Origin of the sequence: Actinomadura xylanilytica (assembly GCF_030283145.1) — a bacterium.
Classification (GTDB): Bacteria; Actinomycetota; Actinomycetes; order Streptosporangiales; family Streptosporangiaceae; genus Spirillospora; species Spirillospora xylanilytica.
The window spans coordinates 713,488-736,525 of sequence record NZ_JASNWE010000004.1 but is presented as its reverse complement, the minus strand read 5'-3'; the positions used below and the strand labels follow the sequence as shown (position 1 = coordinate 736,525).

The 23,038-nt window shown below is 72.1% G+C and carries 22 protein-coding genes; 12 read left to right on the top strand and 10 right to left on the bottom strand.

The genetic code is table 11. The features are described 5' to 3' along the window. The first annotated feature begins 97 nt into the window (after window positions 1–97). The 5 genes from QP090_RS27310 to QP090_RS27290 all read left to right on the top strand — a co-directional run bounded on the left by QP090_RS27310 (window position 98) and on the right by QP090_RS27290 (window position 5,110). Window positions 98–745: a TetR/AcrR family transcriptional regulator gene (locus tag QP090_RS27310; RefSeq protein WP_285942277.1), complete on the top strand. Its 648-nt coding sequence runs from the start codon at window positions 98–100 to the stop codon at window positions 743–745. Between the two features lie 113 nt (window positions 746–858). Continuing rightward, window positions 859–1,542 carry a PucR-like N-terminal domain-containing protein gene (locus QP090_RS27305; protein WP_285942276.1) on the top strand — a complete coding sequence of 228 codons (684 nt, stop codon included), beginning with the start codon at window positions 859–861 and terminating at the stop codon, window positions 1,540–1,542. A 76-nt stretch (window positions 1,543–1,618) separates the two neighbouring features. Further along, the gene (locus QP090_RS27300) at window positions 1,619–2,221 is read left to right on the top strand and encodes a TetR/AcrR family transcriptional regulator (protein ID WP_285942275.1); all 603 of its coding nucleotides are present in this window, start codon (window positions 1,619–1,621) and stop codon (window positions 2,219–2,221) included. Continuing rightward, window positions 2,218–3,666, top strand: a complete 1,449-nt coding sequence (locus QP090_RS27295) for an MFS transporter (RefSeq protein ID WP_285942274.1) — start codon at window positions 2,218–2,220, stop codon at window positions 3,664–3,666. The genes QP090_RS27300 and QP090_RS27295 overlap by 4 nt, the downstream gene beginning before the upstream one ends. Then, entirely contained in the window at window positions 3,656–5,110 is a 1,455-nt protein-coding gene (locus QP090_RS27290; protein ID WP_285942273.1) for a pyridoxal phosphate-dependent decarboxylase family protein, read from the top strand. The genes QP090_RS27295 and QP090_RS27290 overlap by 11 nt, the downstream gene beginning before the upstream one ends. A 45-nt stretch (window positions 5,111–5,155) precedes the next feature. On the opposite strand, the gene QP090_RS27285 is transcribed toward QP090_RS27290, so the two are convergent. Then, window positions 5,156–7,300, bottom strand: coding sequence for a D-alanyl-D-alanine carboxypeptidase family protein (locus QP090_RS27285; RefSeq protein WP_285942272.1), 2,145 nt, complete (start codon window positions 7,298–7,300; stop codon window positions 5,156–5,158). Window positions 7,301–7,558: 258 nt separating this feature from the next. Here QP090_RS27285 and QP090_RS27280 point away from each other — a divergent pair, with 258 nt between their 5' ends. From QP090_RS27280 to QP090_RS27260, 5 genes are all read left to right on the top strand, one after another. Beyond that, entirely contained in the window at window positions 7,559–8,176 is a 618-nt protein-coding gene (locus QP090_RS27280; RefSeq protein ID WP_285942271.1) for an RNA polymerase sigma factor, read from the top strand. 2 nt (window positions 8,177–8,178) lie between these two features. Beyond that, window positions 8,179–9,219 (top strand): LCP family protein, encoded by a 1,041-nt coding sequence (locus QP090_RS27275; protein WP_285942270.1) that lies wholly within the window; start codon window positions 8,179–8,181, stop codon window positions 9,217–9,219. Between the two features lie 112 nt (window positions 9,220–9,331). Beyond that, complete coding sequence (locus QP090_RS27270; RefSeq protein WP_285942269.1) at window positions 9,332–9,529, top strand: helix-turn-helix transcriptional regulator; 198 nt, start codon at window positions 9,332–9,334, stop codon at window positions 9,527–9,529. After that, window positions 9,513–9,908 (top strand): hypothetical protein, encoded by a 396-nt coding sequence (locus QP090_RS27265; protein ID WP_285942268.1) that lies wholly within the window; start codon window positions 9,513–9,515, stop codon window positions 9,906–9,908. Before QP090_RS27270 ends, QP090_RS27265 begins: the two co-directional genes overlap by 17 nt. Window positions 9,909–9,980: 72 nt before the next feature. After that, window positions 9,981–11,126, top strand: coding sequence for a serine hydrolase domain-containing protein (locus QP090_RS27260; RefSeq protein WP_285942267.1), 1,146 nt, complete (start codon window positions 9,981–9,983; stop codon window positions 11,124–11,126). Window positions 11,127–11,144: 18 nt separating this feature from the next. Here QP090_RS27260 and QP090_RS27255 read toward each other — a convergent pair whose 3' ends face one another. Beyond that, entirely contained in the window at window positions 11,145–12,305 is a 1,161-nt protein-coding gene (locus QP090_RS27255) for an aminotransferase class V-fold PLP-dependent enzyme (protein WP_285942266.1), read from the bottom strand. Window positions 12,306–12,491: 186 nt separating this feature from the next. Between QP090_RS27255 and QP090_RS27250 the strand changes: the two genes are divergently transcribed. Continuing rightward, a complete protein-coding gene (locus tag QP090_RS27250) occupies window positions 12,492–14,384 on the top strand; it encodes an ABC transporter ATP-binding protein (RefSeq protein ID WP_285942265.1) in 1,893 nt (630 codons plus the stop codon). Between the two features lie 175 nt (window positions 14,385–14,559). Here QP090_RS27250 and QP090_RS27245 read toward each other — a convergent pair whose 3' ends face one another. Continuing rightward, window positions 14,560–15,126 carry a GNAT family N-acetyltransferase gene (locus QP090_RS27245; RefSeq protein ID WP_285942264.1) on the bottom strand — a complete coding sequence of 189 codons (567 nt, stop codon included), beginning with the start codon at window positions 15,124–15,126 and terminating at the stop codon, window positions 14,560–14,562. After that, on the bottom strand, window positions 15,123–16,412 hold the full coding sequence (locus tag QP090_RS27240) for an NsdA family TPR-like regulatory protein (RefSeq protein WP_285942263.1): 1,290 nt from the start codon (window positions 16,410–16,412) through the stop codon (window positions 15,123–15,125). Before QP090_RS27240 ends, QP090_RS27245 begins: the two co-directional genes overlap by 4 nt. A 150-nt stretch (window positions 16,413–16,562) precedes the next feature. Between QP090_RS27240 and QP090_RS27235 the strand changes: the two genes are divergently transcribed. Further along, window positions 16,563–16,844 (top strand): hypothetical protein, encoded by a 282-nt coding sequence (locus QP090_RS27235; protein WP_285942262.1) that lies wholly within the window; start codon window positions 16,563–16,565, stop codon window positions 16,842–16,844. A gap of 46 nt (window positions 16,845–16,890) precedes the next feature. On the opposite strand, the gene QP090_RS27230 is transcribed toward QP090_RS27235, so the two are convergent. The 6 genes from QP090_RS27230 to QP090_RS27205 form a co-directional block, all read right to left on the bottom strand. Next, entirely contained in the window at window positions 16,891–17,958 is a 1,068-nt protein-coding gene (locus QP090_RS27230; protein WP_285942261.1) for a methyltransferase domain-containing protein, read from the bottom strand. After that, entirely contained in the window at window positions 17,955–18,089 is a 135-nt protein-coding gene (locus tag QP090_RS27225) for a hypothetical protein (RefSeq protein ID WP_285942260.1), read from the bottom strand. Before QP090_RS27225 ends, QP090_RS27230 begins: the two co-directional genes overlap by 4 nt. Before the next feature lie 689 nt (window positions 18,090–18,778). Then, a complete protein-coding gene (locus tag QP090_RS27220) occupies window positions 18,779–19,627 on the bottom strand; it encodes a carbohydrate ABC transporter permease (protein ID WP_285942259.1) in 849 nt (282 codons plus the stop codon). Next, the gene (locus tag QP090_RS27215) at window positions 19,624–20,571 is read right to left on the bottom strand and encodes a carbohydrate ABC transporter permease (protein ID WP_285942258.1); all 948 of its coding nucleotides are present in this window, start codon (window positions 20,569–20,571) and stop codon (window positions 19,624–19,626) included. Before QP090_RS27215 ends, QP090_RS27220 begins: the two co-directional genes overlap by 4 nt. After that, window positions 20,572–21,822 (bottom strand): extracellular solute-binding protein, encoded by a 1,251-nt coding sequence (locus QP090_RS27210; protein WP_285942257.1) that lies wholly within the window; start codon window positions 21,820–21,822, stop codon window positions 20,572–20,574. A gap of 310 nt (window positions 21,823–22,132) precedes the next feature. Next, on the bottom strand, window positions 22,133–23,005 hold the full coding sequence (locus QP090_RS27205) for a class I SAM-dependent methyltransferase (RefSeq protein ID WP_285942256.1): 873 nt from the start codon (window positions 23,003–23,005) through the stop codon (window positions 22,133–22,135). Window positions 23,006–23,038: the final 33 nt, after the last annotated feature.

The window sequence follows — 23,038 nt, the reverse complement described above, 5'->3', positions numbered from 1 at the left end:
TGATGATGCAAATCGTGATTGAATGAGTGCCATGACAGGCACGCGACCACGACCCGCCGACCGTCCTTCACGGGGACGTCGACGCGCCTCGCACTCCATGGAGGCCGTGCTGGCCGGGGCCGTGGCCCTGCTCGACGAGGCGGGTGAGTCGGCGCTGACGCTCCGGGCCCTCGCGGCCCGGCTCGGCACCGGCGTCGGCAGCATCTACTGGTATGTCTCGGGCAAAGACGATCTTGTAGACCGCGCCATCGATCATGTGCTCGGCGGGGTGCTGACCGACATCGAGAGGCAGAGGGGGAGCAGCGACGCGATCGACGACCTGCGCGTGATGGCCGTGACGCTGTTCGACGCGATCGTCGACCGGCCCTGGCTGGGGGGGAACTTCATGAGCAACATCGAGGTCCAGGGCAACTCGTTGCGGCTCTACGAGGCGTTGGGGCAGCAGACGCTCCGCCTCGACCTCACGCCGCTGCAGCAGTTCCACGCCGTGTCGGCGATCGTCGGCGTCGTGGTCGGCAACGCCATCGACATGGGGCAAGAGCCTCCCCCGGAAGTGCTCAACGGCACCGTGGACCGCGATGAGTTCTTCAGCCGCTACGCCCAGACCTGGCGTGCGCTCGACGCCGGGGAGTTCCCTTTCGTGCACGAGATCGTCGAGGAGTTCGACGGGCACGACGACAAGGAGCAGTTCCTCGCCGCGCTGGACCTGACCCTGGCAGGCCTCCGCCTCCAAGCCGGAGTCTGACGGACGCCCGGCGACGCGTGGAGGAGACCCGAGAGGCGGTCCTCCGGAGGGCCCGGTCGGCCGGGCGGTCAGGGGAGTCCCTTTGTCAATGCGGTGACAAGGGCGGGCTCTCATTGAAGCCCTGGGTCGGCGTTCCGTGCGAACTGTCCGAGCTGTTCCGGCCCCACCTGGACACGCTGGCCGAGGAGATGATCGACGAGATCCTGGCCGGCATCCCCGAGTACTCGCGTCCGCACGACGGGGAGTACGCGCGGCTGGTGCGGCTGGCCGTGGAGGGCGCGCTCCAGCAGTTCGTCGACCTCATCGGCACCCCCGAGTCGTCCTGGGAGGCGGTCGCCGGGGTCTACCGGGAGATCGGCCGGGCCGAGGCCTGGGAGGGCCGCAGCCTCGACGTGCTCCAGACCTTGCTGCGGCTCGGCGCCCGGGTCGCCTGGCGCCGGCTGGCCGCCGAGTCCGAGCAGACCAACGTCTCGCGCCGTACCCTGGCCAGCATCGCCGAGGCCATCTTCGCCTTCCTCGACGAGATCGCCCGCGCGGCCCCCGAGGGCTACACCAAGGCGCGCGCAGGAGGCGGGCGAGCTGGAGCACCGGCGCCGCCGGCTGCTCGACCCGGCCCTGCGCGACTGGGGGGCGGCGATGGGCCCGACGGTCCGGACCGAGGACACGGCGCGGTCGCTGCGCTGGGCCCGCGAGGCGCTGCCGCTGGCCCGCCGCGGGATCCTCCCGTCCGAGCGGCTGATCCGCTGCGCCGAGCACATGCCGGCCGGAGTCCCGGCTGGAGATGGAGATGGTGCTGACGGTCTGGCCGGGCACGTCGCAGGAGTCTCCATCAAGTGATTGACCGGCGCCCGGGTCGGTGCCTACCGTGGGCGGATGACCAGCGAATCCGGCCGTGAGCGCATCCTCGGCGCCGCCACCAGGCTGTTCGCCGCGCTCGGCTACGACGGCACGTCCACCCGCCTGATCGCCGAGGCGGCCGGGCTCAACATCGCCACCGTCGCCTACCACGTCGGGGGCAAGCGCGACCTCTACCTCGCGGTGATGGAGCAGGCGCACCGGCTGGAGCGGGACGCGCTCGAATCGGCGGTCGCCGAGAGCACCCCGGACGCGGCCGGGGTGCTGCTCATCCTCGACCGCTACCTCGACTTCTGCGTCGAGCACCCCGAGGTCCCCGCGCTGTGGATGCACCGCTGGCTCTCGGACGCCGCCGACGTCGCGCACTTGGAGGGCCTCTACGCCAAGCCGCTGATGGAGATGGTCGCGGGCGCCGTCCGCACGGTCGTCGGCCCCGGGGTGGACGTGGAGTACACGGCCTACACCGTCGTCTGGTGCACGCACGGGTTCTGCCGCGGAGGCGTCCTCGACGACGACGGACGGCGCCGCGGGCTGCGCGATCCGCGCGAGCTCGCCCGGTTCCGCGCGCATCTGCACCGGCTGGTCGCCGGATCGCTGCGGCTGCCGGGAGTCGAGGGATGACCGCCTCGGAGGAAGACGCGCGGGGGAACGGCGTGCGGGCGGGTGGCGCGGCGGAGGGCGGCGTGCGGACGGGCGGCGCGGTGGAAGGCGGCGTGGTGGACGGGGGTGTGCTGGGGCGGGGGCGGCTGCTCGGGTACGGGGTCGGGTCGGTCGGCACCGGCGTGTTCAATGCCGTCCCCGGACTGCTGCTGCTCTACTACCTGACCGACGTGCTCGGTGTGTCCGCCGTGATCGCCGGGTTCGTGCTGGTGGTGCCGAAGGCGTGGGACGTGGTGCTCAACCCGGTCGTCGGCGCCGCGAGCGACCGCGAGGCCGTGCGGACGGGGCGGCGCACCCGGCTGCTGCTGACCGGCGCGGTCGCGCTGCCGGTGCTGTTCGCCGCGATGTTCGCCGTGCCGGTCGACTCCCCGGGATTCGCCGCCGTCTGGGTCGGCCTGGCGTTCCTGCTGGCGGCCAGCGCGTTCGCCTGCTTCCAGGTGCCCTACGTGGCGCTGCCCGCCGAGATCTCGCCGCTGCCCGCGCAGCGGGGCCGCGCGATGGCCTGGCGGGTGGTGTGCCTGACCGCGGGCATCCTGCTCGCCGGCGGCCTCGCGCCCGCGGTGGCGGACGGCGCCGGCGGAGGCCGCGGCGGGTACGCGCTGATGGGCGCGGTGATCGGGCTGCTCATGGGCGCCGCGATGCTGGCCAGCGCCCTGTCCACCCGCTGGGTCCCGTCCAGCCCGGGGCCGCGCCCGCTCCGCCTGGTCGACGCGCTGCGCACCGCGCGTGGCAACCGGCCGTTCTTCGCCCTGCTCGGCGCGTACGTCGCGCAGACGCTCGCGGTGGCGGTGATGCTGGCGGGCGCCCCGTACGCGGCGACCTACCGGCTCGGCGACTACGGGCTGACCTCGCTGATGTTCGTCTGCATGGTCGGGCCGAGCGCCGTCGCCGTCCCGCTGTGGCGGCTGCTGGCCCGCAGGTACGGGCCGGTGCCCTGCTACACGGCGGCGCTCATCGCGTTCGCCCTGACGGCCGCCGCCCTCTACCCGGCCGTCTCCGCCGGATCCACCGGCGCCGTGCTCGGGCTGACCGTGCTCGTGGGCGGCTGCTACGCCGCGGCGCAACTGTTCCCGCTGACGCTGCTCCCCGAGACCGTGCACGCCGACACCAGCCGCACCGGGCACGCCCAGTCGGGCGCGTTCACCGGGCTGTGGACGGCGGCCGAGACCGGTGCGCTCGCCCTCGGCCCCGGCGCGTTCGCGCTGATCCTCGCCGTGACCTCGTTCAAGTCCGCGGGCTTCGACGCCCCCGCCGACCAGTCCGGGTCCGCGCTGACCGGGCTCACCGCCGGGTTCACCCTCCTGCCGGCGCTGCTGCTCGCGCTCAGCGTCCCGATGCTGCTGGCCTACCGCCGGCTGGCCGCCGCCCACCGACGTACCGGAGACACCCACCGCCATGCCGTCTGAACCGTCCCTCCCCGAAACCTCCCGCCCGGCCGGGGAGCTGCTCGCCGAACTCGCCCGGTACCGCACCGCCGACCTGCCCGTGCGCGGCGGGCAGGTCACCGCCTACGTCTACGACACCGGACGCGCCGAGGTGCACGACGTCGCCGCCCGCGCCTACCTGGAGATGCTGGAGGTCAACTGCCTGGACCCGACCGCGTTCCCGAGCATCGTCGCGCTGGAGCGGCAGGTGGTCGGCGCGGTCGCCGGGCGGCTCGGCGGCGGCGCGGACACGCCCGGGATCTTCACCAGCGGCGGCACCGAGTCGATCATGCTCGCGGTGAAGGCCGCCCGCGACGCCCGTCCCGTCGAGGGACGCCCGCAGCTGGTGCTGCCCGCCACCGCGCACCCCGCGTTCCACAAGGCCGCGCACTACCTGGGGATGGAGGTCGTCGCGGTGCCGGTCGACCCGGCGACGTTCCGCGCCGACCCCGCCGCGACCCGCACGGCGCTGACCCCCCGGACGGTGCTGGTCGTGGCGTCCGCGCCGTCCTACCCGCAGGGGGTCCTCGACCCGGTCGCGGAGATCGCGGCGCTCGCCGCCGAGGCGGGCGTCCTGTGCCACGTGGACGCCTGCGTCGGCGGCTGGGTGCTGCCCTGGCTGCGCGAGGGCGGACGGCCCGTCCCGCCGTTCGACCTGTCGGTGCCCGGGGTGACCTCGCTCTCCTGCGACCTGCACAAGTACGGGTACGCGCCGAAGGGCGCGTCGGTGGTGCTGTTCGCCGACGAGGCGCTCCGCCGGCACGCCTACTTCGCCTCGGCCGCCTGGCCCGGCTACACCGTCATCAACGCGACCGTGCAGAGCAGCCGGAGCGCGGGCCCGCTCGGCGCCGCCTGGGCGACGCTGAACGCCGTCGGCGCGAACGGCTACCGCGACCTGGCCGCCGAGGCGATGCGCGCGGCCGAGCGGCTCATCGCCGGCGTCGCGCGGATCCCCGGCCTGCGCGTCCTCGGCGAGCCGGGCGCCCCGCTGGTCGCGGTGGCCTCGGCCGATCCCGAGCTGGACGTCTTCGTCGTCGCGGGCGAGGCCCGATCGCGCGGCTGGTTCTTTCAGCCCCAGCTCTCGTTCCAGGGCAGCCCGGCCAACCTGCACTTCACCCTGACCGGGGTGAGCCTCGCCGGGGTCGACGCGCTGCTGGCCGCGCTCGCCGACTCGGCCGCCGCCGCCCGCGCCGCCGGCCCGGCGGGTGTCCCGGACGGCCTGGTGGACGCCCTCGCGGGCCTCGATCTCGACAGCCTCGACGACGCCGGGTTCGCCGGGCTCCTCGGCACCGTCGGGGTCGACCTGAACGGTGCCGGCGGGCCGGAGATGGCGATGGTGAACGCCGTCCTGAACGCCCTGCCCCCCGACCTCCGCGAGGCCCTGCTGATCCGCTTCTTGTCCGTCCTGTACTCCGGCCACCTGTAGCCGCCCCGGGCCGCCCGCGGGCGGCCCGGCGGAGGCGCGGGCGGCTCAGCCGAGGCGGATGAGGCGGTGCAGCAGGGACGGCGCGCCGAGATCGGCGTCCAGGGTGAGGGGGATACGGGCCGCTCCGGCGGTCACCGCGCCGACCTTCTCGCCCTTGCCGGCCTCGTGCGGCGGGTCGTCCGTGACGCCGACCGGGACGGTGAGCCCCGCCCAGCCGACCACGGTGACCGGGGACGCGGCGCGCAGCGGCGTCCGGCCGCCGAGCCCGTCGTCGACCACCGCCACGCGCGCGCCCGCGGGCGCCAGCTCGGCGGCGGTCAGCGCGTTCTCGGCGGCGGCGACCAGACGCGCCCCCACCGTGATGGCCGCCATGGCGCTGGTCGAGCGCTGCCCCATCACCGCGCCCACGACCAGCGTCGTGACGCCCGCGACCCGCTTGCGGGCGGCGAAGACGTAGTTGCCGCCCGCCGCGTCGGTGTAGCCGGTCTTCCCGCCGATCACGCCGTACTGGCCGAGCAGGGCGTTGCCGCCGGGACGCGCCGGGCCGCCGTCGCTCGGAACGTAGGCGCGGTTGTTCACGATCTCGCCGAACGAGGCGGTCTTGATCGCCGCGCTCAGCAGCTTGACCTGGTCGGCCGCGGTGCTCACGGTGCCCGAGTCGTACCCGCTCGGATCGGTGTAGGTCGTGCCGGTCATGCCGAGCGACCGCGCGGCGTCGTTCATCTTCTGCACAAACGCCTGGTCGCCGCCCGAGTCCCAGCGGGCCAGTTCGTGCGCGACGTCGTTCGCCGAGATGAGCATCAGCGCCTCGAGCGCCTTGCGCTGGGTGAGCCGCTGGTTCGCGGTCACCCCCAGCAGCGACTCGTCGCGCTGCCTGCGCGCCGGGATCTCGGCCGCCGCCGCGGGCGAAACGGTGAAGACCGGACCGGGCTCGCCGGACTTCAGCGGATGGTCGCGCAGGAACACGTACGCGGTCATCACCTTGGCGACGCTGGCCGTCGGGGTCGGCGACGAACCGCCGGACGAGCCCATCGTGCCGAGCCCGTCCACGGAGATCGCGGACTGGCCCTGCACCGGCAGCGGCAGCCGCGGAGGGCTCCCCGTGAAGGTGTGGGCGGACGAGGACAGCGTGAGGTCGAGCGCAGGATCGGGCACCGTCCGCACGAGCTGACCCGTCACCAGGCCCGCGATGAGCACGAGCGCGGCGATCACCGTGATCAGCGCCCGCCGTCCCCGCCTGCCCTTCGGCGCGGCCTTGGGCGCGATGGGGTGCTGATACTGCGGCGGCACCACGGGCGGTGCCGGTGGAGCCTCCGGCAGCGGCGGCGGAGGAAGCCGCCGCTCCTGCGGCTGTGGTTGCGGTTGCGGTTGCGGTTGGGCATACGGCTGGGGCTGAGCGTACGACTGCGGCTGGGGCAGCGGTTGGGGCCGGGGGAGCGGCTCGGGTTGGACGGGCGGCTCAGGCTGGGGGAGCGGCTCGGGCTGGGGCAGGGCCGGGATCGGCTCCTGCACCGTCGGGCTGGCACTCGGTACGGGGGCGTTCTGCCACGAGACGGTCCACTGCCCGGACGAGTTCGCCGACGGCCCGGCGGCCTTCTTCGCCGGTTCCGGAAGCGCCTCGGCGGGAAACTCGGTCACCGTCTCGTCGACCTGGGGCGCGGGTTCCGGCTCGGGTACAGGTTCCGGCTCGGGTTCCGGCTCCGGCTCGGCCTCCGGCTCCGGCTCGGCCTCCGGCTCGGGCGGGAGGGTCTCAAGGCGGGGGAGGGAGATGTCTGGCCGTGTCAGGTACGGGTCCGGCTCTTCCGCGGGGGGAGGCGGCTCCTCTTCAGGAGGCTCGACCGGGAGTGTGACGGCGCGGAACTCCGCGGTGGCCGCGCGGGGCGTCCCCTTCCCGGCGGCCGTCCGCACCGGAGTCCTCTCCGGCTCCTCGGCCTTCTCCGGCTCCTCGGCCTCGGCCTCAGCTCCGGCTCCGTCCTCGGCTTCGTCCTCGACCTCGGTTCCAGCTCCGTCCTCGGCTTCGGCTCCGTCCTCGGCCTCAGCCTCGTCCTCGGTTCCGGCTTCGGCGGGTTCCCGGACCTCGGCCTTCTCCGACTTCTCGGCCGGCTCCTCGGCGGGCTCGGTCGGGTCGGCCGTCTCCGGTTCCTGCTGTGCGTCCTTCAACGGCGCGACCTCCTCGGCTCCAGCCTCCACGCGTGGACGGTGCGGCCTCTCGCCGGTGACCCCCGTGCACCTTGAAGGACGCGCAGTCTATCGGGAAGGTCCCTTCATTCTGAATCGTTGATCTAGCGTTTATGTCGGGAATGCTCATTCGGGGTGCCGGCGAACGGGCCGGGCGCCGCGAACCCCCGTGAACCCCATCCGCATGAACCCCATCCGCGTGAACCCTCCCGGGGACGAGTGGAGATACACCGCTGACAATGCCCCCACGGGAAGGCCAGCCTTCATGCCATGGTGTCCGCGATGACCGCGCCCGGCACCGGTGCGCTCTCCATCGACGCCCCCGCCACCGGGAGCGACGCGGAGCTCATCGAACGGTCGCGGGACGACCCGGAGGCGTTCGGCGCCCTGTTCGACCGCTATTCGGGAATGCTCTACCGGTACGTCTCGCGCAGGCTCGGGCCCGAGGCGGCCGAGGACCTGGTCGGCGAGACGTTCCTCGCCGCGTTCAGCCGCAGGGACCGCTACGACGTCGCGCAGGGCGACGCCAGGCCCTGGCTGTTCGGGATCGCGACCAAGCTGGTGTCCCGGCACCACCGCACCGAGGGCGCGCGGTACCGGGCGCTGCGGCGCAGCCCCGTCGAGGGCCCGGTGGAGGGCCCGGCCGATCGGGTCGCCAACGGGGTGACCGCGACGGCGTCGCGGCCCGCGCTCAGCGCGGCGCTGGCCCGGCTGCCCCGGCGCGACCTGGACGTCCTGCTGCTGGTGGCGTGGGGTGACCTGACCTACGAGGAGGTCGCGCGGGCGCTCGGCGTCCCTGTCGGCACCGTCCGGTCCCGGCTCAACCGGGCGCGCCGCAAGGTGCGCGCCGCGCTCGGGGACACCAACCCGATGCACGAGGAGGAGTAGCGATGGACGACCTTGGAATGCTCCGCGACCTCGGCGGTGAACTGGAGCACGAGCCGCCCGCCTCGCTCGCCCGGCAGCGGCGGCGGCTCGCCGACGCGGCGGCCGGGACGGTGCGCGTCCGGGGCGCGCGGCGTCCCGGACGGTGGGGCCTGTTCGGGGCGGTGGCGGCGGGCACGGCCGCGCTCATCCTGGTGCCCTCCGTCCTGCTGAGCGCCGGGGGCGGTGCGGACCCGGCCCGGCACGCGGACCCCGCGGCGGGCGCGGGCACGGCGATGAACCTGCTGCTGGTCGGCTCGGACGCGCGGCGTCCGGGGCCCGCGCGGGCGGACAGCGTGGTGCTGGCGCACCTGCCCGCCGACCGCGCGAAGGTGAGCGTGGTCAGCCTGCCCCGCGACTCGAAGGTGCGGGCCCCCGCCTGCGGCCATCCGGCAGGCGGCGGGCCCAGGGCGGCCGGGACGGCCCGGCTCGGCGCGGTCTACGCGGCAGGCGGGACGTCTTGCCTGGTCAAGACCGTGCAGGCGATGACGGGGGTGCGCGTCGATCGGACGATGGTGATCGAGTTCGACGGGTTCCGGCGGATGGTGGACGCGCTCGGCGGCGTCGAGATCACGATGCCGCGCGCGCTGGCCGACCGGAACTCGGGCCTGCGCGTCCACGCCGGGCACCTCCTGCTGGGCGGGGCGCAGGCCCTCGCCTACGCCCGCGCGCGCCACCTGCCGGGGAGCGACGGGTCCGACCTGGACCGGGTCGGGCGGCAGCAGCGGCTGATGGCCGCGCTGGTCGGGCAGGCGAAGCGGGAGCAGCTCCGGAACCCGGTGCGGTTCGCGTCCTTCCTCAAGGTCGCGGCGGGGGCAATCGAGGTGTCGCCGAAGCTGGACCTGGCCGGGTTCCGCTCCCTGGCGGACAGCCTGGGCCGTACGGGCGCCGACGACGTGCGCATCGGAGTGGTGCCCAGCCGCCCCGACCGGGCCGATCCGCTCCTGCTCGCCTGGGACCAGCCCGCCGCCTCGCGGCTGTTCGCGGAGTTCGAAGCGGGCGGCTGACCGCAGGCGGGACAGGCCGGGGCCGCCCGCGCGCACCGGGGGAGCGCGCGGGCGGCCCGGGCCTATGTAAAGGACGCTTGACAGGGCGGCCGATGTAAAGCATCCTTGACACATGCGGAACGACGTCAGGGAGCTCCGGCTCACCAGAGGGCTCTCCCAGGGGGATCTCGGCAAGGTGCTCGGCGTCTCCCGCCAGACGGTCAACGCCATCGAGACGGGCAGGTACAGCCCGTCCCTGCCGTTGGCGATCACTTTGGCGCGTTTCTTCGAGCGTGCGGTGGAGGAGGTATTCCATGTCGACCAAGAATGACGGGAAGGGCGGTCGCTGGCTGGTGCCGGTGACCTCGGTGGTTGGGGGCCTGGCGATGTTCCTGGCCGTCGGGCTGAACGGCGACTGGGTCCTCGGCTCGCTGCTGCTCGGGATCATGGTCGTGTACGCCGCGGTGCTGCTGCTGTTCCGGCGGTCCGAATCGGTCGCCCTGCTGGGCGGCGACGAGGGCGACGAGCGCCAGCGGACGCTGCGGCTGCGCGCCTCCGACTTCGGGTTCAGCGTGCTCGCGGTCTTCTGCGTCGGCGGCTTCGTCGTCGACCTCGCCCGGGGCGGCGACGGGATGCCCTGGGCGGTCATCTGCGGCGTGGGCGGGGCCAGCTTCGCCGGCGCGCTCATCGTCCTGTCGCGGCGCGGCTGACCGCGCCCCTCACGAAACCCTTTTCAACGACCTGCGAAAAGGTCGACGGCCTTCGGAAGGAAGGTGTGCTTCGTGCTGCCCGGAATCCCGCGGAAACGGTGGATCGCCACGGCCCTCGCCGCCGCGTCGCTCACCCTCGGCACCACCTCCGCGCTCGCGGCCCCCGCGCCCGCCGGTGCGCCCGCGCCCGCCCCGGTCTCCCCGGGGACGCTCGCCGAACAGGTCGTGAAGGCCGGGGCGCCCGGCGCGCTCGTGGCCGTGCAGACGCGCGCGGGGACGAGGGAGGCCGCGCGGGGCGTCGCCGACCTGCGGACCAAGCGTCCCGCCCGCGCCGGCGACCGGTACCGCATCGGCAGCAACACCAAGACGATGGTCGCGACCGTCGTCCTGCAACTGGTCGCCGAGGGGCGGCTCGGCCTGGACGACAAGGTCGCGGCCCGGCTGCCCGGCCTGGGGCTGGACGGGCGGATCACCGTCCGGCACCTGCTCCAGCAGACCAGCGGACTGCACCAGGACCAGATGCTCTGGCGCGAGACGTCCTCGTTCAAGGACCACCGCTTCGAGCGGTTCACCCCCGCCCGGGTGGTGCGCACGGCGCTCACCAACCCCGCGCCGCGCGCCGTCCCCGGCACCAAGTGGGAGTACTCCAACACCAACTACGTCCTGGCCGGGATGCTGATCGAGCGGGTCACCCGGCACAGCGCCGAGGCGGAGCTGACCCGGCGGATCTTCAGGCCGCTCGGGATGCGCGGCACCACCTTCCCGCGCGACACCACGCACGTGGCCGGCCGCCACCTGTCGGGCTACGTGCCGCGCGCGCTGGTCGACGGCTCGTCCGACCCGACGCGGTTCGACACCACGGTCTACAACTTCAGCTGGGCCTGGACGGCGGGCGCGGTGATCTCGACCGCCGAGGACGAGGCGACGTTCCTGCGCGCGCTGATGGCCGGCCGGCTGCTGCCCCCGAGCGCGATGGGCCAGATGCTCGACACCGGAGCGTTCGGATACGGCCTCGGCATCCTGCCGATCAAGGCGCCGTGCGCGCCCGGCGGCGTCGCCTGGGGGCACGACGGCATCGTGTTCGGCTACTCCAGCCTGGTCGCGGGCACCCGCGACGGCGCGAAGTCGGCCGTCGTCGCGGGCAACCTCTCCTTCGACGAGGGCGAGAAGGTCTACAAGACCGCCGCGTCCTCGCTGGCGCCGGCGCTCTGCTCCTGAGCCGGGGCCGCCGGCGGGTCAGCGGGGGAGCGCGTCCAGCAGGCGGCCCAGTTCGTCGCCGGTGTTGTAGTAGTGCACGGACGCGCGCACGGCGGCGGGGACGGCCTTCGGGTCGAACCGCGAGTGCGAGCCGGTGGTGACGCTCACGTTGACGCCCGCGGCGCGCAGCGCGGCCTTGACGGCGTCGGACCCGTGCCCGTCCACCGTGAACGTGACCAGGCCCGAGCGCCGGGCGCCCCGGTCGAGCAGCCGTACGCCGGGGCGTTCGGCGAGCCGGTCCCGCAGCGTCGCGGCGAGCGCGGTGACGCGCTCCTCGATCGCCGCGACGCCGATGCCGGCCGCGTACTCGGCGGCCACGCCCAGCCCGATCTGCCCGGCGACGTACCACTCCCAGGTCTCGAACCGCCGCGCCCCGGCGGCGATCTCGTAGGTGTCGGGGCCCGTCCACTCGGCCGAGTGCAGGTCGAGGAACGGCGGCTCCAGTGTCTGGACGATCTGCCGCCGCACGTAGAGGAACCCGGTGCCGCGCGGCCCGCGCAGGTACTTGCGGCCGGTGGACGACAGCATGTCGCAGCCGATCTCGCGGACGTCCACGCCGAGCTGCCCGACCGACTGGCAGGCGTCCAGCAGGTAGAGGGTGCCGGTCTCGCGGCAGAGCCGGCCGACCTCGGCGGCCGGGTTGACCAGGCCGTTGTAGGTCGGGATGTGGTTGATCGAGACCAGCCGGACGTCGCCGCGCGCCAGCTCGGCGGCGAGCGCCTCCAGGGACAGCGTGCCGTGCTCGTCGTCGGGGAGCACGGTGACGCGGACGCCGCGCGCCCCGGCGACCTGCCGGTAGGCGATGGCGTTGCTGGCGTACTCGCTGGTGGTGGTGACGATGCGGTCGCCCGCCGCGAACGGGATCGAGTGGAAGGCCATGTCCCAGGCGCGGGTCGCGTTCTCCACATAGGCGATCTCGTCGCGGTGCGCGCCGATCAGCCCGGCCACCGCGTCGTAGAAGTGCGCGATGGCGGCGGCGCCGCGGTCGGCGGCCTCGTAGCCGCCGATCGACGACTCCAGCGCGAAGTGCCCGGCGACCGCGTCGATCACCGGCTGGGGCGGCAGCGCCGCCCCGGCGTTGTTGAGGTGCGCGACGCCCGCGCAGCCCGGCGTGTCCGCGCGCAGCTTCTCGATGTCCATGTGATCGTGACGCCCTTCGACGGTGGCCGGTCCTGCCGTCATTCAAGCCGCCGGGCGGCCGGGAGGCAAAAGTGTCGGACCCGCGGGGGACACTCGGGCTGGACCGGGGATTGACCTCAACCTTCATTGAGGTCCGATGATGTTCGGACGAGAGCAGGAACACCTACCCGAGGGGCGGCAGGTCCGATGGACATGGAAGTGACCGCGTGGATGTCGTTGCACCACGCGATGAACGCGCAGGACCGCAGGCCCTTGTCCCGCGCGACGCTGCGCCGCATCGGCCGGTTCGCCCGCCCGCACCGCCGGATGCTGGCCGCGTTCCTGGTGTTCAGCGTGCTGATGGCCGTCCTCGCGGTCGCGACCCCGGTACTGGCCGGCCGGGTGGTCGACGCGATCGTCGACGGGTCCGGCACCGGCACGGTGGTGTGGCTCGCCGTGGTCATCGCGGTCCTCGCGCTCGCCGAGGGCGCGCTCGGGCTGGCCAACCGCTGGCTGTCGTCCCGGCTCGGCGAGGGCCTGATCCTCCAGCTCCGCACCACCGTCTTCGACCACGTGCAGCGGATGCCGGTGGCGTTCTTCACCCGCACCCGCACCGGGGCCCTGGTCAGCCGGCTCAACAACGACGTCATCGGCGCGCAGCGCGCGTTCAGCGACACGCTGTCCGGCGTGGTCAGCAACCTGGTGACGCTGCTGCTGACCTTCGCGGTGATGGTCGGGATCTCCTGGCAGATCACTCTGCTCGCCCTGGTGCTGCTGCCGGTCTTCGTGCTGCCCGCCCGCCGGATGGGCCGCAAGCTGGCCCGGCTCCAGCGCGAGGCCGCCGCGCACGACGCCGCGATGAGCACCCAGATGACCGAGCGGTTCTCCGCTCCTGGCGCGACGCTGGTCAAGCTGTTCGGCCGTCCCGCCCGCGAGTCCGCCGAGTTCGCCGCGCGGGCCGGCCGGGTCCGCGACATCGGCGTCCGCGCCGCGATGGTGCAGCACGTTTTCGTCACCGCCCTCACCGTCGTGTCGGCGCTCGCGCTCGCCCTCGTCTACGGCCTGGGCGGCTTCTTCTCCCTGCGCGGCCAGCTCGACGCGGGCGCGGTGGTCTCCCTCGCGCTCCTGCTCACCCGGCTGTACGCGCCGCTCACCGCGCTCGCCAGCGCCCGCGTCGAGGTGATGAGCGCGCTGGTCAGCTTCGAGCGGGTCTTCGAGGTGCTCGACCTCGAGCCGCTGGTCGCCGAGCGCGAGACCGCCGGCACCGTGCCGGACGGACCGGCCGCGGTCGAGTTCGACGCCGTCTCGTTCGCCTACCCGTCCGCCGACAAGGTGTCGCTGGCCTCGCTCGAAGAGGTCGCGAGCCTCGACACCCGCGGCGGCGTCCAGGTACTGCACGAGGTCTCGTTCCGCGCCGAGCCCGGCCAGATGGTGGCGCTGGTCGGCTCGTCCGGCGCGGGCAAGTCCACCATCGCCCAGCTCCTGCCCCGCCTGTACGACGCCGACGAGGGCGCCGTCCGGCTCGGCGGCGTCGACGTGCGCGACCTGACCTTCGAGTCGATCCGCGAGACCCTCGGCATGGTCACCCAGGACGGTCACCTGTTCCACGAGTCGATCCGCGAGAACCTGCTGCTCGCCCGTCCCGAGGCCACCGAGGACGACCTGTGGGACGTGCTGCGCCGGGCCCGCCTCGACACCCTGATCGCGAGCCTGCCGGACGGCCTGGAGACCATCGTCGGCGAGCGCGGTTACCGGCTGTCCGGCGGCGAGCGGCAGCGCCTCACCATCGCCCGCCTGCTGCTCAACCGCCCCCGCGTGGTGATCCTCGACGAGGCCACCGCGCACCTCGACTCCACCTCGGAGGCGGCCGTCCAGGAGGCCCTCGGCGAGGCCCTCGAAGGCCGCACCGCCGTGGTGATCGCGCACCGGCTGTCCACCGTCCGCGCCGCCGACCTGATCCTGGTCATCGAGGCGGGCCGGATCGTCGAGCGCGGCACCCACGACGACCTGCTCGCCCTGAACGGCCGCTACGCCGAACTCCACCGCACCCAGTTCGACCAGCGGCCCACGTCGGAGACCCCGCTGGAGCCCGTCGGCTGACCGGCTGTGTTTCCAAACGCCCGGCCCGGCATCCTCGCCTGGCGGCTCGGACGCCGACCTGGCTTGGGCGAGCGCGACATCGCTTCGCGATCTGGCCGGTGGGGCTCGCCTCCGGCTTCGCCCCACCGGCCAGGTAACACGCTCACGCGACGGCCGAGGCACTCTGAGACAGGCCCTAAGCCCCGGGCCCGGCCGCCGCCGCGAGGTCGAAGATCATCGCGTCGAAGTCCGGGGCATCGGCGAAGGGCCTGAGTTTCCCGATCTTCTTCCACCCCCACCGGGCGTACGCGGCCTGCGCGGAGTCGTTGTCCTCGCGTACGAGGAGCGTGGCACGCTCCTCGTCCCGGCCGTTCAGCAGCTTGTCGTGGAGCGCGTGCGCCACGCCCCGGCGCTGCCAGGCCGGGACGATCATGAGCTCGTTGAACGCGAACGTCCGGTCCCCGGTCTCCGCCGTGAAGCCGCTCGGCACGGCCGTGGTGAGGCCCTCCCACCACCGCGCGCCGACGGGCAGCGCGTACCCGAACGCCTGCCCCACGGGAACGTCGTCCACGTACGCGACGATGATCTCGAACCCGGGTGCCTTCATGTAGCCGCGGACGCGCTCGGCGAACCGGTCGCTGGAGTAGAAGGGATCGGCGATGACGTCGGCGTGGCTGGCCTCGTACAGCGGCACGATCACGCTCATGAGGCTCTGCTCCGCCGAGCCCGAGTCGTGCCGGGTGAAGGTGATGCGCGGAGTCATAGGTCTCCCGAGGTCGTCGCCGCGAGAAGTTCGTGTGCGTCGCGGACCGCCGTGCGTCCGCTGTCGGCCGGAGGCGCCAGGCCGAGCGAGGTGAACGCGGTACGGCGTACCACTACGTTCCCGCTGAGTTCGGCCGGGATTTCTTGGAAGACCCGAACCACGTGCCGCGCGCCCTCTTCGGCGTCTCCGGCGCGGAGCAGGCAGCCCGCCCGATGTAGCTCGACCTGGGCGCGGCCCAGGTGGCTGCGTTCGGGGTAGAGCGCGATGGCGAGGTCTTGTGCGCGGCCCGCCTTCTCGGCGTCGCCGGCGAAGGTGTGGACGTAGCTGGCGACATGGTGGAGCCGCTGTTCAGACCATCCCCATTGCGACGCGCGGTCGTCGCGGGTCCGGTCGGGCAGGCACACGAACACGTCCTCCAGGTCGGTGAGGGCTCCCGATGCCTCTTGGTGACGGCCGAGTTGGGCGAGGGCCTGGGCTCTGGCCGCGTGCCCGCTCGCGGCCCCGGCACAGGCCATTCCCCGGCTGAGACGAATCGCCTCGTCCGCGATGTCCAAGGTCGACAGGGTAGGGGCGTCTCCGTACAGGGAGAAGACCGCCTGCCGTCCACGGACCTGGGACGCGACGGCTTGGTCGCCGGATTCGTCCGCTGCGCGACCGGCGGTTCGCCACCAGCGGCGCGCGCTGCGCTGCTCACCGAGGCCCATCAGCGTGATCGCGGTGAGAGCTGCCATCTGAGCGGCCGCGTGCACGAGGCGTTGTCGGGTCAGCCCCGACGCGCGGCCGATCAGGGCACTGATCTCCGTGAAGTCGGTGAGGAGTTCCGGCAGGAGCAGCGCGTTCGACACGGAGTCGACCTCGTGGGCGTAGTCGAACGCCACGCGTTCCCAAGCGTCCGCGTCCCGTTCGGTCGCCTCTGCGTGGACGGCGTCGTCCAGAGTGGTGCGCAGTGGCTCGGCGTCGCGGCCGAGCGGCCCCGCCGCAGCGGCTGCGATGAGGCCGAGCATGGTACGGCGTTTCACTTCATCGTCCTCCCTTTCGGGGAACAGGTCACCTCGGGCCAGGCCGAACGCTCTGGCGTACGCATCGGCCCAGTCGCGCGGGAAGTGCAGGCCACGCTCCCAGTCTCGGATCTGCCGGGCGAGGTTGTCCACAGATCCGTGCTCGTGTCCGGCTGCACGCAGCAACTGCCGGGCCATCTCTCTCTTGCTCCATCCGTTCGGCTGAGACCCGCGCGCCTCGCGCTCGGCCTGCAATCTCTTCGCCCACAGCGGTCGATGGTCGGTCATCGGCGTGCACCATTCGCTGATCGCCCGTGGGGCGGAGACGCGAAAGTCTCCGTCCCGGTCACCCGCAATGCTCCCCTGGCGGCGTGACGCGCGCCACAAGTTCACTGGACGTCACCAGATCAGAACTCCACGTCACACGGGACGGTCACGATGTTCAAGCCGAGAGCCTCCGCCGACCCGCCCGAGTTCTATGCCTGGGACGCCGACCGCGCGGGCGGTGTGACCGATGACCGGGGCCGGGCGGTCAACCACGTGAACGAGGTCCTCGCCGACGCCCCCCCGGACACGTCTGGGCTCGTCCGCCGCGTTCAGGTCGGCGCGGTGAGCGGCGACTACGTCACGCTCGGCGTCGTCGGAGTCGCCCGGCGGGACGGGGCGTCCGGCTCCGTCGTCTGGACAGACGGTGAGTCCGGTCTGGTCGGGGCCAGGTGACGAAGCCCCTGCCGCACGAAGCGACAGGGGCCAGAGTCCCACCCTTTCAGGGGTTGATGGGGTTGTCCGGGGAGTCGAGCCAGATCGTTTGGCCTTCTGAGGCCACGGTCATGCCGAAGCGGTCCTGGGACGGGCTTCCCCAGTCGACCCATTGAAGGTAAGCCGCCGCTGCCTCGTGCCACAGGTGGCGGTCTCCCCATTGCTCCACCGTGAACGCTGCGCGGCCCGGTTCGTAGTCCACTGATGCCCAGGAACCGGAGCCGGGCTCCAGGAGCCACAACGTCCACTCCCCAGAGTCGTCATCTGCGGCGCACATCCGCTTCTCCACACCGGGGACAAGAGTCCCGATGGCGATGTCCGCTCCGTAGGAGTCCCACGCGACGGTGCGGGGATCGAGCTCGGTCGTGCTGCGGGCCGGCTCGGTACCTTCCGTGTAGGAGGAGACGGACCGTCCGGTGATCCTCTGCCCTCTGGCCATCATGTAGTTGGCGAACTCAGGGAACCGGCCCAGCGCAGTGCCGTTTCCGGCCACGGTCAGGCGTGCCAGGTGACCGTTGCCGTACAGGGGATTCCACGGAAGCACGATCACCCCGCCCGGCCGGGCCTGCTCCACCCATGCATGGGGAACTTCGGAGACTCCGCAGGCCACATGAACACGGTCGTAGGGGGCTCCGTCAGGTTGGCCGGCCGTCCCGTCCCCTTGGACCAGGCGGGGAAGGTAGCCGGCCTGTTTCAGGTTCTTCTCTGCCTGGGCCAGTACCTCCGGATCGATCTCGATGCTGGTCACGTTCTCGGACCCGACTCGATGCGAGATCAGAGCGGCCGTCCAGCCCGTCCCGGTCCCGATTTCCAGGACCCGGTCACGATCTCGCAGGTCCAGCGCGGACAGGAAGTCCCGCACGGTGGCCGGAGCAGAGCACGACGAGCTGAACAGGCCGGCGCCGCCCTCAGCCCCGTCATCGAACTGGGTGATGATCGCGGTGTTGGAGTCCACCGCTGCCCGCCACTCCTCCGGCCGCGCCTCCCGATCGATCGGATGGTTCGGTTCGTCGCTGTCCGGCATCGCCAACGCGCGATCAGGGACGAACAGATGCCGAGGAACAGATTCGATCACTTGGGACTCTTCCCGTCCCCCTTGTTGCCGCCGTCGTCCCCACCGCTGCCACGCTTGCCGCCCTGGGGACTGCTGCCGTCGCCGCCCTTGGGGTCGTCCTTCGGATTGTCCTTGTCGCCATGCTTGCCCATTGCCGTACTCCTCCACGATGCCGGCGCGGCCGGATGCCACGCTTGGAACCTCCGGGCGGACAGGGCGCGGGGTGTTGTGACTCGCTCGGGAACGCCGCCCGCCCGAAGGGGTCTACGGGTCGCCCTGGTGGTCCAGCAGTAGATGCACCAGGTCGTTGTGGGCCGTGCGCTCGCGCTCCTCGCCCTGCGCCAGCGCGCGAGGCGGGAGATCAGCATCGCCTCGTGTGATGGCACGGGACCCGGCCAGCCGGTCACTGTTATTGAGGCACCACGCGGCGATCTCTCCGGACTCCCCGACGGCGGACTGGAGGTCGTGCTCGTCGGCGTTGTGGCGGACTAGTCGGTCGTGCCCGCGGGCGCCGCGGGGAGCCGGGCGGGTGACGTCGCGGCTATGGCCTTGCGGTCGGCGGTGAACACTGCGATGCACCTCCTCGCAGGGGGGAGGAGATACCCTCCCCTGTTCCTCCTCCGATCCTCCCCTGTCGTTGTGGCATCCGTCATGACTTCACTGGACGTGACCGAACAGAGACTCCAAGTCGCACAGGACGGTCACGATGGTCGAGCCGAGAGCCGCCGCCGACCCGCCCGAGTTCTATGCCTAGGACGCCGACCGTTCGCGTGGTGTGACCGACGGTCGGGGTCGGGCGGTCGTGGGTGCCGCCGCCCCCCGGTGGGGGACGGCGACGGGATCACTTGATGGAGCCGGCGGTGAGGCCGCCGATCAGGAAGCGCTCGATGAAGATGAACAGGATCACCACGGGGACGATCCCGATCAGCGAGGTGGCGAACAGGTACTGCCAGTGCTCCTGGTACTGCGTCACGAAGGACGGGATCGCCACCGTGAGGGGGCGCCGGTCGGGCGAGGCCGTCACGGTGAGCGCGACGATGTACTCGTTCCATGCCGAGATGAAGGTGTAGACGACCGCCGTCACCACGCCCGGCATCGAGATGGGGAGCGTCACCCGGGTGAGCGCGCCGATCCGGCCCGCGCCGTCGAGGAACGCGGCCTCCTCCAGTTCCTTGGGGATGCTGGAGAAGTAGCCGTGCAGGATCCAGACGCAGAACGGCAGGTTGAACGCCGCGTTCACCAGGATCAGCGCCATCAGCGTGTCGGTCAGGTTGAGCGCGACCATCTCCCGGTAGATGCCGATCACCAGCGCGGTCGGCGCGAACATCTGGGTGACCAGCACCAGCAGCAGGAACGCGTTCCGGCCGCGGAACCGGTTGCGGGCGGTGTAGTAGGCGGCGGGCAGCGCGCACAGCAGGGTCACCAGTGTCGCGACGGCGGCCACCAGGAGCGAGACCTGGATGTTCTTCCAGATCGGCGCGTCCGACCACACGTCGACGAAGTTGGACCACTGCCAGCTGTGCGGAAGGTAGCTGCCCGGCGACTCGTTCAGCTCGTCCCCGGACTTGAGGGCGGTCAGGCCCATCTGGAGGTACGGCAGCAGGAACACCAGGCCGACCAGCCAGCCGGCGCCGGTCAGCAGGACGGTGCGCAGCCGCGGCGGGCGGCGGCCCGCGGGCGTCCGGGTCATCGGATCTCCTCCCGCCAGCGCGAGGCGCGCAGGTAGAGCAGCACCATCACCAGGATCAGCACGAAGTTGACCACGGCCATGGCGGCGGACTCGCCGACGTTCTGGTCGAAGAAGGCGATCTTGTACATGAAGGTGGTGGTGGTGTCGGTGGCGTGCCCGGGACCGCCCTGGGTCATCGTCCAGATGATCGGGAACGAGTTGAACACGTTGATCACGTTGACGATGGAGGCGATCAGCACCGACGGGCGCAGCAGCGGCAGCGTGATGCCGAAGTAGGTGCGCAGCGTCCCGGCGCCGTCGACCCGCGCCGCCTCGTACACCTCGCCGGGGATCGTCTGGAGCCCGGCCAGGATGACGAACGAGGTGAACGGCAGCGAGACGAACACCGCCACCCACATCATCCACAGCATCGCCTGGTCCGGGTGGGCCAGCCAGTTCACCGGGTGGTCGATCACGTGCAGGTCCAGCAGCAGCCGGTTGACCAGCCCGGAGTAGTTGTCGAGCATCCACTTCCAGACCAGCGCGGTCATCAGCACCGACGCCGCCCACGGCACGATGACCGTCCAGCGCACCAGCCGGCGGCCGGGGAAGCGGGCGTTCAGGAGCTGGCCGAGCGCCAGCGAGAGCACCATCGTGATCGCCACGACGCCGGCCACCCACAGCAGGGTGCGCAGCACCACCGGGATCAGGTCGGTCTCGTCAAAGAGGTCGAGGTAGTTGCGCGAGCCGGTGGAGCCGAGGGTGACGCCGGACGAGCTGATCTTCAGCAGCGAGGTGCGGACCATCTCCACGACCGGCCACAGCACCACCACGGCGATGAGGACGAGGGCCGGGCCGAGCCACAGCAAGGGGGCCAGCGCGCGGCCGGCCCGCCGCGCGGCGGAGGGGCGGGACCTCGGGGCCGGGGCCCCGAGATCCCGCACCCCGGGCTTGACGTCGTGCACTCAGCCGCTCTTCTCGGCCGTCTTCTGGATCTCGTCCAGAACCTTCTTCGGGTCGCCGTCCGCCACCGAGGTGCCGAGGCTCTGCTTGACCGCGCCCGCCACGGCGGTCCACGCCGGGTTGCCGGTCGGGGCGAACTTGGAGGTCGGCAGCGCGTCCACGAACTGCTTCATGTACGGGTCGGCGCTGAGGAGGTCGTTCGCCGACTTGGTCACCGGGAGGAAGCCCTCCTTGGTGAGGAACTTGGCGGTGTTGTCCTTCTGGTAGAAGAAGTCGAGGAACTTGGTGACGGCCTCCTTGTTCTTGCCGCCGTCCTTCTTGAACGAGGCGAGCACGTCCATCACGCCGAGCGTGCTCGGGTCGCCGCCGGCCTTGGTCGGCAGCGGCGCGACGCCGAAGTCGATGTTCTTCTTGGCCGGGTCGATGAAGCTGGCCTTGGTGAAGGGGCCGCCGATGGACATCCCGATCTTGCCCTGGGCGAACTGGTTGAAGACCGTCTTGCGGTCGGTGGTCTCCGGGTTGGGCTGGGTCAGCCCGGACTTGTTGAGGTCCTTGAGGAAGGCCAGCGTCTCGATGTTGGCCGGCTGGTTGATGGCCCACTTGCCGGAGCCGTCCACCCAGTCGCCGCCGTTGTTCATCGCCCAGGAGTAGAACTCGGCCTGGGCCTCCTCGGGTCCGAGCGGCAGGCCGTAGCCGATCTGGCCGGACTTCTTGACCTTCTCGGCGTCGGTCTTGACGTCCGCCCAGGTCTTGGGCGGGTCGGCGATGCCGGCCTTCTTGAACAGGGCCTTGTTGTAGAACAGCAGCCGGGCGCTGGAGATGAACGGCAGCGCGTACTGCTCGCCGCTGTACTTGGCCTGGTCGACGAAGGTCGGGCTGAAGTCGCTCAGCACCTGCGGCGAGACCACCTCGGACGCCTTGTAGATCAGGCCGTCCCGGGCGAAGTCGGAGAAGGCGTTGTAGTTGAGCAGGTCGGGGACCTGCTTGGTCTGGACGTAGGTCTTGACCTTGGCGTCCATCTGGGCCCAGTCGACCATCTCCAGCTGCACCTTGTAGCCGGCGTTCTTGGCCTCGAAGTCCTTGATCAGAGCCTGCCAGTACGGCTCGGTGTTGTCGCTGTAGATCGCCGCGACGAACTTGATCGTCTTGCCGTCGGAGCCGTCGCCCTTCGACGAGCTCCCCTTGCCGCAGCCGCTCACGCTGAGGGCCACTGTCAGGCCCGCGGCGATGGCGCCCATGAGGTGCCGTTTCATCGTTCCCCGCCTTCTCCGGCTCGCACGCACGGGCGCGTCCGGGCGTCCGTGCCGTGTTCGGTCCGCGCGTCCGGGCTCCCGCGATCGCACATGAAAGAACGTGCGCGGTGCGATTGCTCAGTGAGCACGAACGCGCGTGGCCCTGAAGATAGGCAACTGGTCCGTACCAGTTCAAGGGCTGCATTCCGCACGAGTCTTAACCGTTACCGACGGGTTTTGCGGGGCTGTTCTGGTCCGGTTGCCACGCTGGACTGGTCTGGTCGGAGGGCCTTTCATGTGAAGATTTCGGCCGTCCGCTGAACGGTCCTATCTAGATAGTCGCCCTGACCAATCGAGCGAAGTCGAACGGGCACAGCGCGTCAGATCTCCGCCAGGACGGGGCGGGGACGGCCTCCCGCGTCCCGACGTCCTCGACCACCTTCAGGCCGTGGGCCGCCATGGCGTCGGCGACCTCCGCCGGGGCGAGGAAGGTCCGGTGCGGCTCGTCGAGATCGGACACCGCCCGGCCGGAGAAGTCCGCGTAGGCGGCGCCGGCCTCGTCGCGCAGGGCCGGCGGCAGGAGGTACTCCATGATCAGCTCGCTGCCGGGGGCGAGCCGGCCGAACTCGGCGAGCGCCGCGTGCAGGGCGTCCGGCGTGAGGTAGACGCTGACGCCGAGCCAGCTCACCAGCGCGGGCCGCCCGGGGTCGAAGCCCTCGTCCGCCAGGCGCCGCACGGGCTCGTCCGACTCGAAGTCGACCGGGACGAACGTGAGCCCGTCCGGGACGGGGATCCCGGCCGCCGCCAGCAGGCCGCGCTTCCATTCCTGCGTCGCGGGATGGTCGGCCTCGAAGACCCGCGGGCCGCCGCCCCGCGCGCCGTCGCCCGCGCCGTCGCCCGCCCGGTAGGCGTAGGTGTCCAGCCCGGCGCCGAGGATCACGTACTGGCCGAGGCCCCGCCCGGCCAGCTCGCCGAGCCGGCGCTCGGTGTAGTGCGACCGTGTCACCGTCAGCGTCCGAGTGCCGGACAGGATGGGGTGGTCGCCCTGCGCGCGGTGGTAGCCGACCATCTCGGCCGCCAGGTCCCCGAGCAGCGGCGCGGCGAGGGTGTCGCGGAACAGCAGTGGCTCGCCGTCGACCTCTGGGTGCGCCGCCCGTGCCGCCGCCGTGAACAGCGCGGTCCGGCTGGGCCGTCCATCGATCATCGCTCGACCCTCCGTTCCCCCGGGATCGGTCTC

What these genes read in the sequence shown, in the direction of transcription:
- QP090_RS27310 (WP_285942277.1), top strand. Translation starts at nt 98, where the DNA reads ATGGAGGCCGTGCTGGCCGGGGCCGTGGCCCTGCTCGACGAGGCGGGT.
- QP090_RS27300 (WP_285942275.1), top strand. Translation starts at nt 1,619, where the DNA reads ATGACCAGCGAATCCGGCCGTGAGCGCATCCTCGGCGCCGCCACCAGG.
- QP090_RS27295 (WP_285942274.1), top strand. Translation starts at nt 2,218, where the DNA reads ATGACCGCCTCGGAGGAAGACGCGCGGGGGAACGGCGTGCGGGCGGGT.
- QP090_RS27290 (WP_285942273.1), top strand. Translation starts at nt 3,656, where the DNA reads ATGCCGTCTGAACCGTCCCTCCCCGAAACCTCCCGCCCGGCCGGGGAG.
- QP090_RS27280 (WP_285942271.1), top strand. Translation starts at nt 7,559, where the DNA reads ATGGTGTCCGCGATGACCGCGCCCGGCACCGGTGCGCTCTCCATCGAC.
- QP090_RS27275 (WP_285942270.1), top strand. Translation starts at nt 8,179, where the DNA reads ATGGACGACCTTGGAATGCTCCGCGACCTCGGCGGTGAACTGGAGCAC.
- QP090_RS27270 (WP_285942269.1), top strand. Translation starts at nt 9,332, where the DNA reads ATGCGGAACGACGTCAGGGAGCTCCGGCTCACCAGAGGGCTCTCCCAG.
- QP090_RS27265 (WP_285942268.1), top strand. Translation starts at nt 9,513, where the DNA reads ATGTCGACCAAGAATGACGGGAAGGGCGGTCGCTGGCTGGTGCCGGTG.
- QP090_RS27255 (WP_285942266.1), bottom strand. Translation starts at nt 12,305, where the DNA reads ATGGACATCGAGAAGCTGCGCGCGGACACGCCGGGCTGCGCGGGCGTC.
- QP090_RS27250 (WP_285942265.1), top strand. Translation starts at nt 12,492, where the DNA reads ATGGACATGGAAGTGACCGCGTGGATGTCGTTGCACCACGCGATGAAC.
- QP090_RS27245 (WP_285942264.1), bottom strand. Translation starts at nt 15,126, where the DNA reads ATGACTCCGCGCATCACCTTCACCCGGCACGACTCGGGCTCGGCGGAG.
- QP090_RS27240 (WP_285942263.1), bottom strand. Translation starts at nt 16,412, where the DNA reads ATGACCGACCATCGACCGCTGTGGGCGAAGAGATTGCAGGCCGAGCGC.
- QP090_RS27235 (WP_285942262.1), top strand. Translation starts at nt 16,563, where the DNA reads ATGTTCAAGCCGAGAGCCTCCGCCGACCCGCCCGAGTTCTATGCCTGG.
- QP090_RS27225 (WP_285942260.1), bottom strand. Translation starts at nt 18,089, where the DNA reads ATGGGCAAGCATGGCGACAAGGACAATCCGAAGGACGACCCCAAGGGC.
- QP090_RS27220 (WP_285942259.1), bottom strand. Translation starts at nt 19,627, where the DNA reads ATGACCCGGACGCCCGCGGGCCGCCGCCCGCCGCGGCTGCGCACCGTC.
- QP090_RS27210 (WP_285942257.1), bottom strand. Translation starts at nt 21,822, where the DNA reads ATGAAACGGCACCTCATGGGCGCCATCGCCGCGGGCCTGACAGTGGCC.
- QP090_RS27205 (WP_285942256.1), bottom strand. Translation starts at nt 23,005, where the DNA reads ATGATCGATGGACGGCCCAGCCGGACCGCGCTGTTCACGGCGGCGGCA.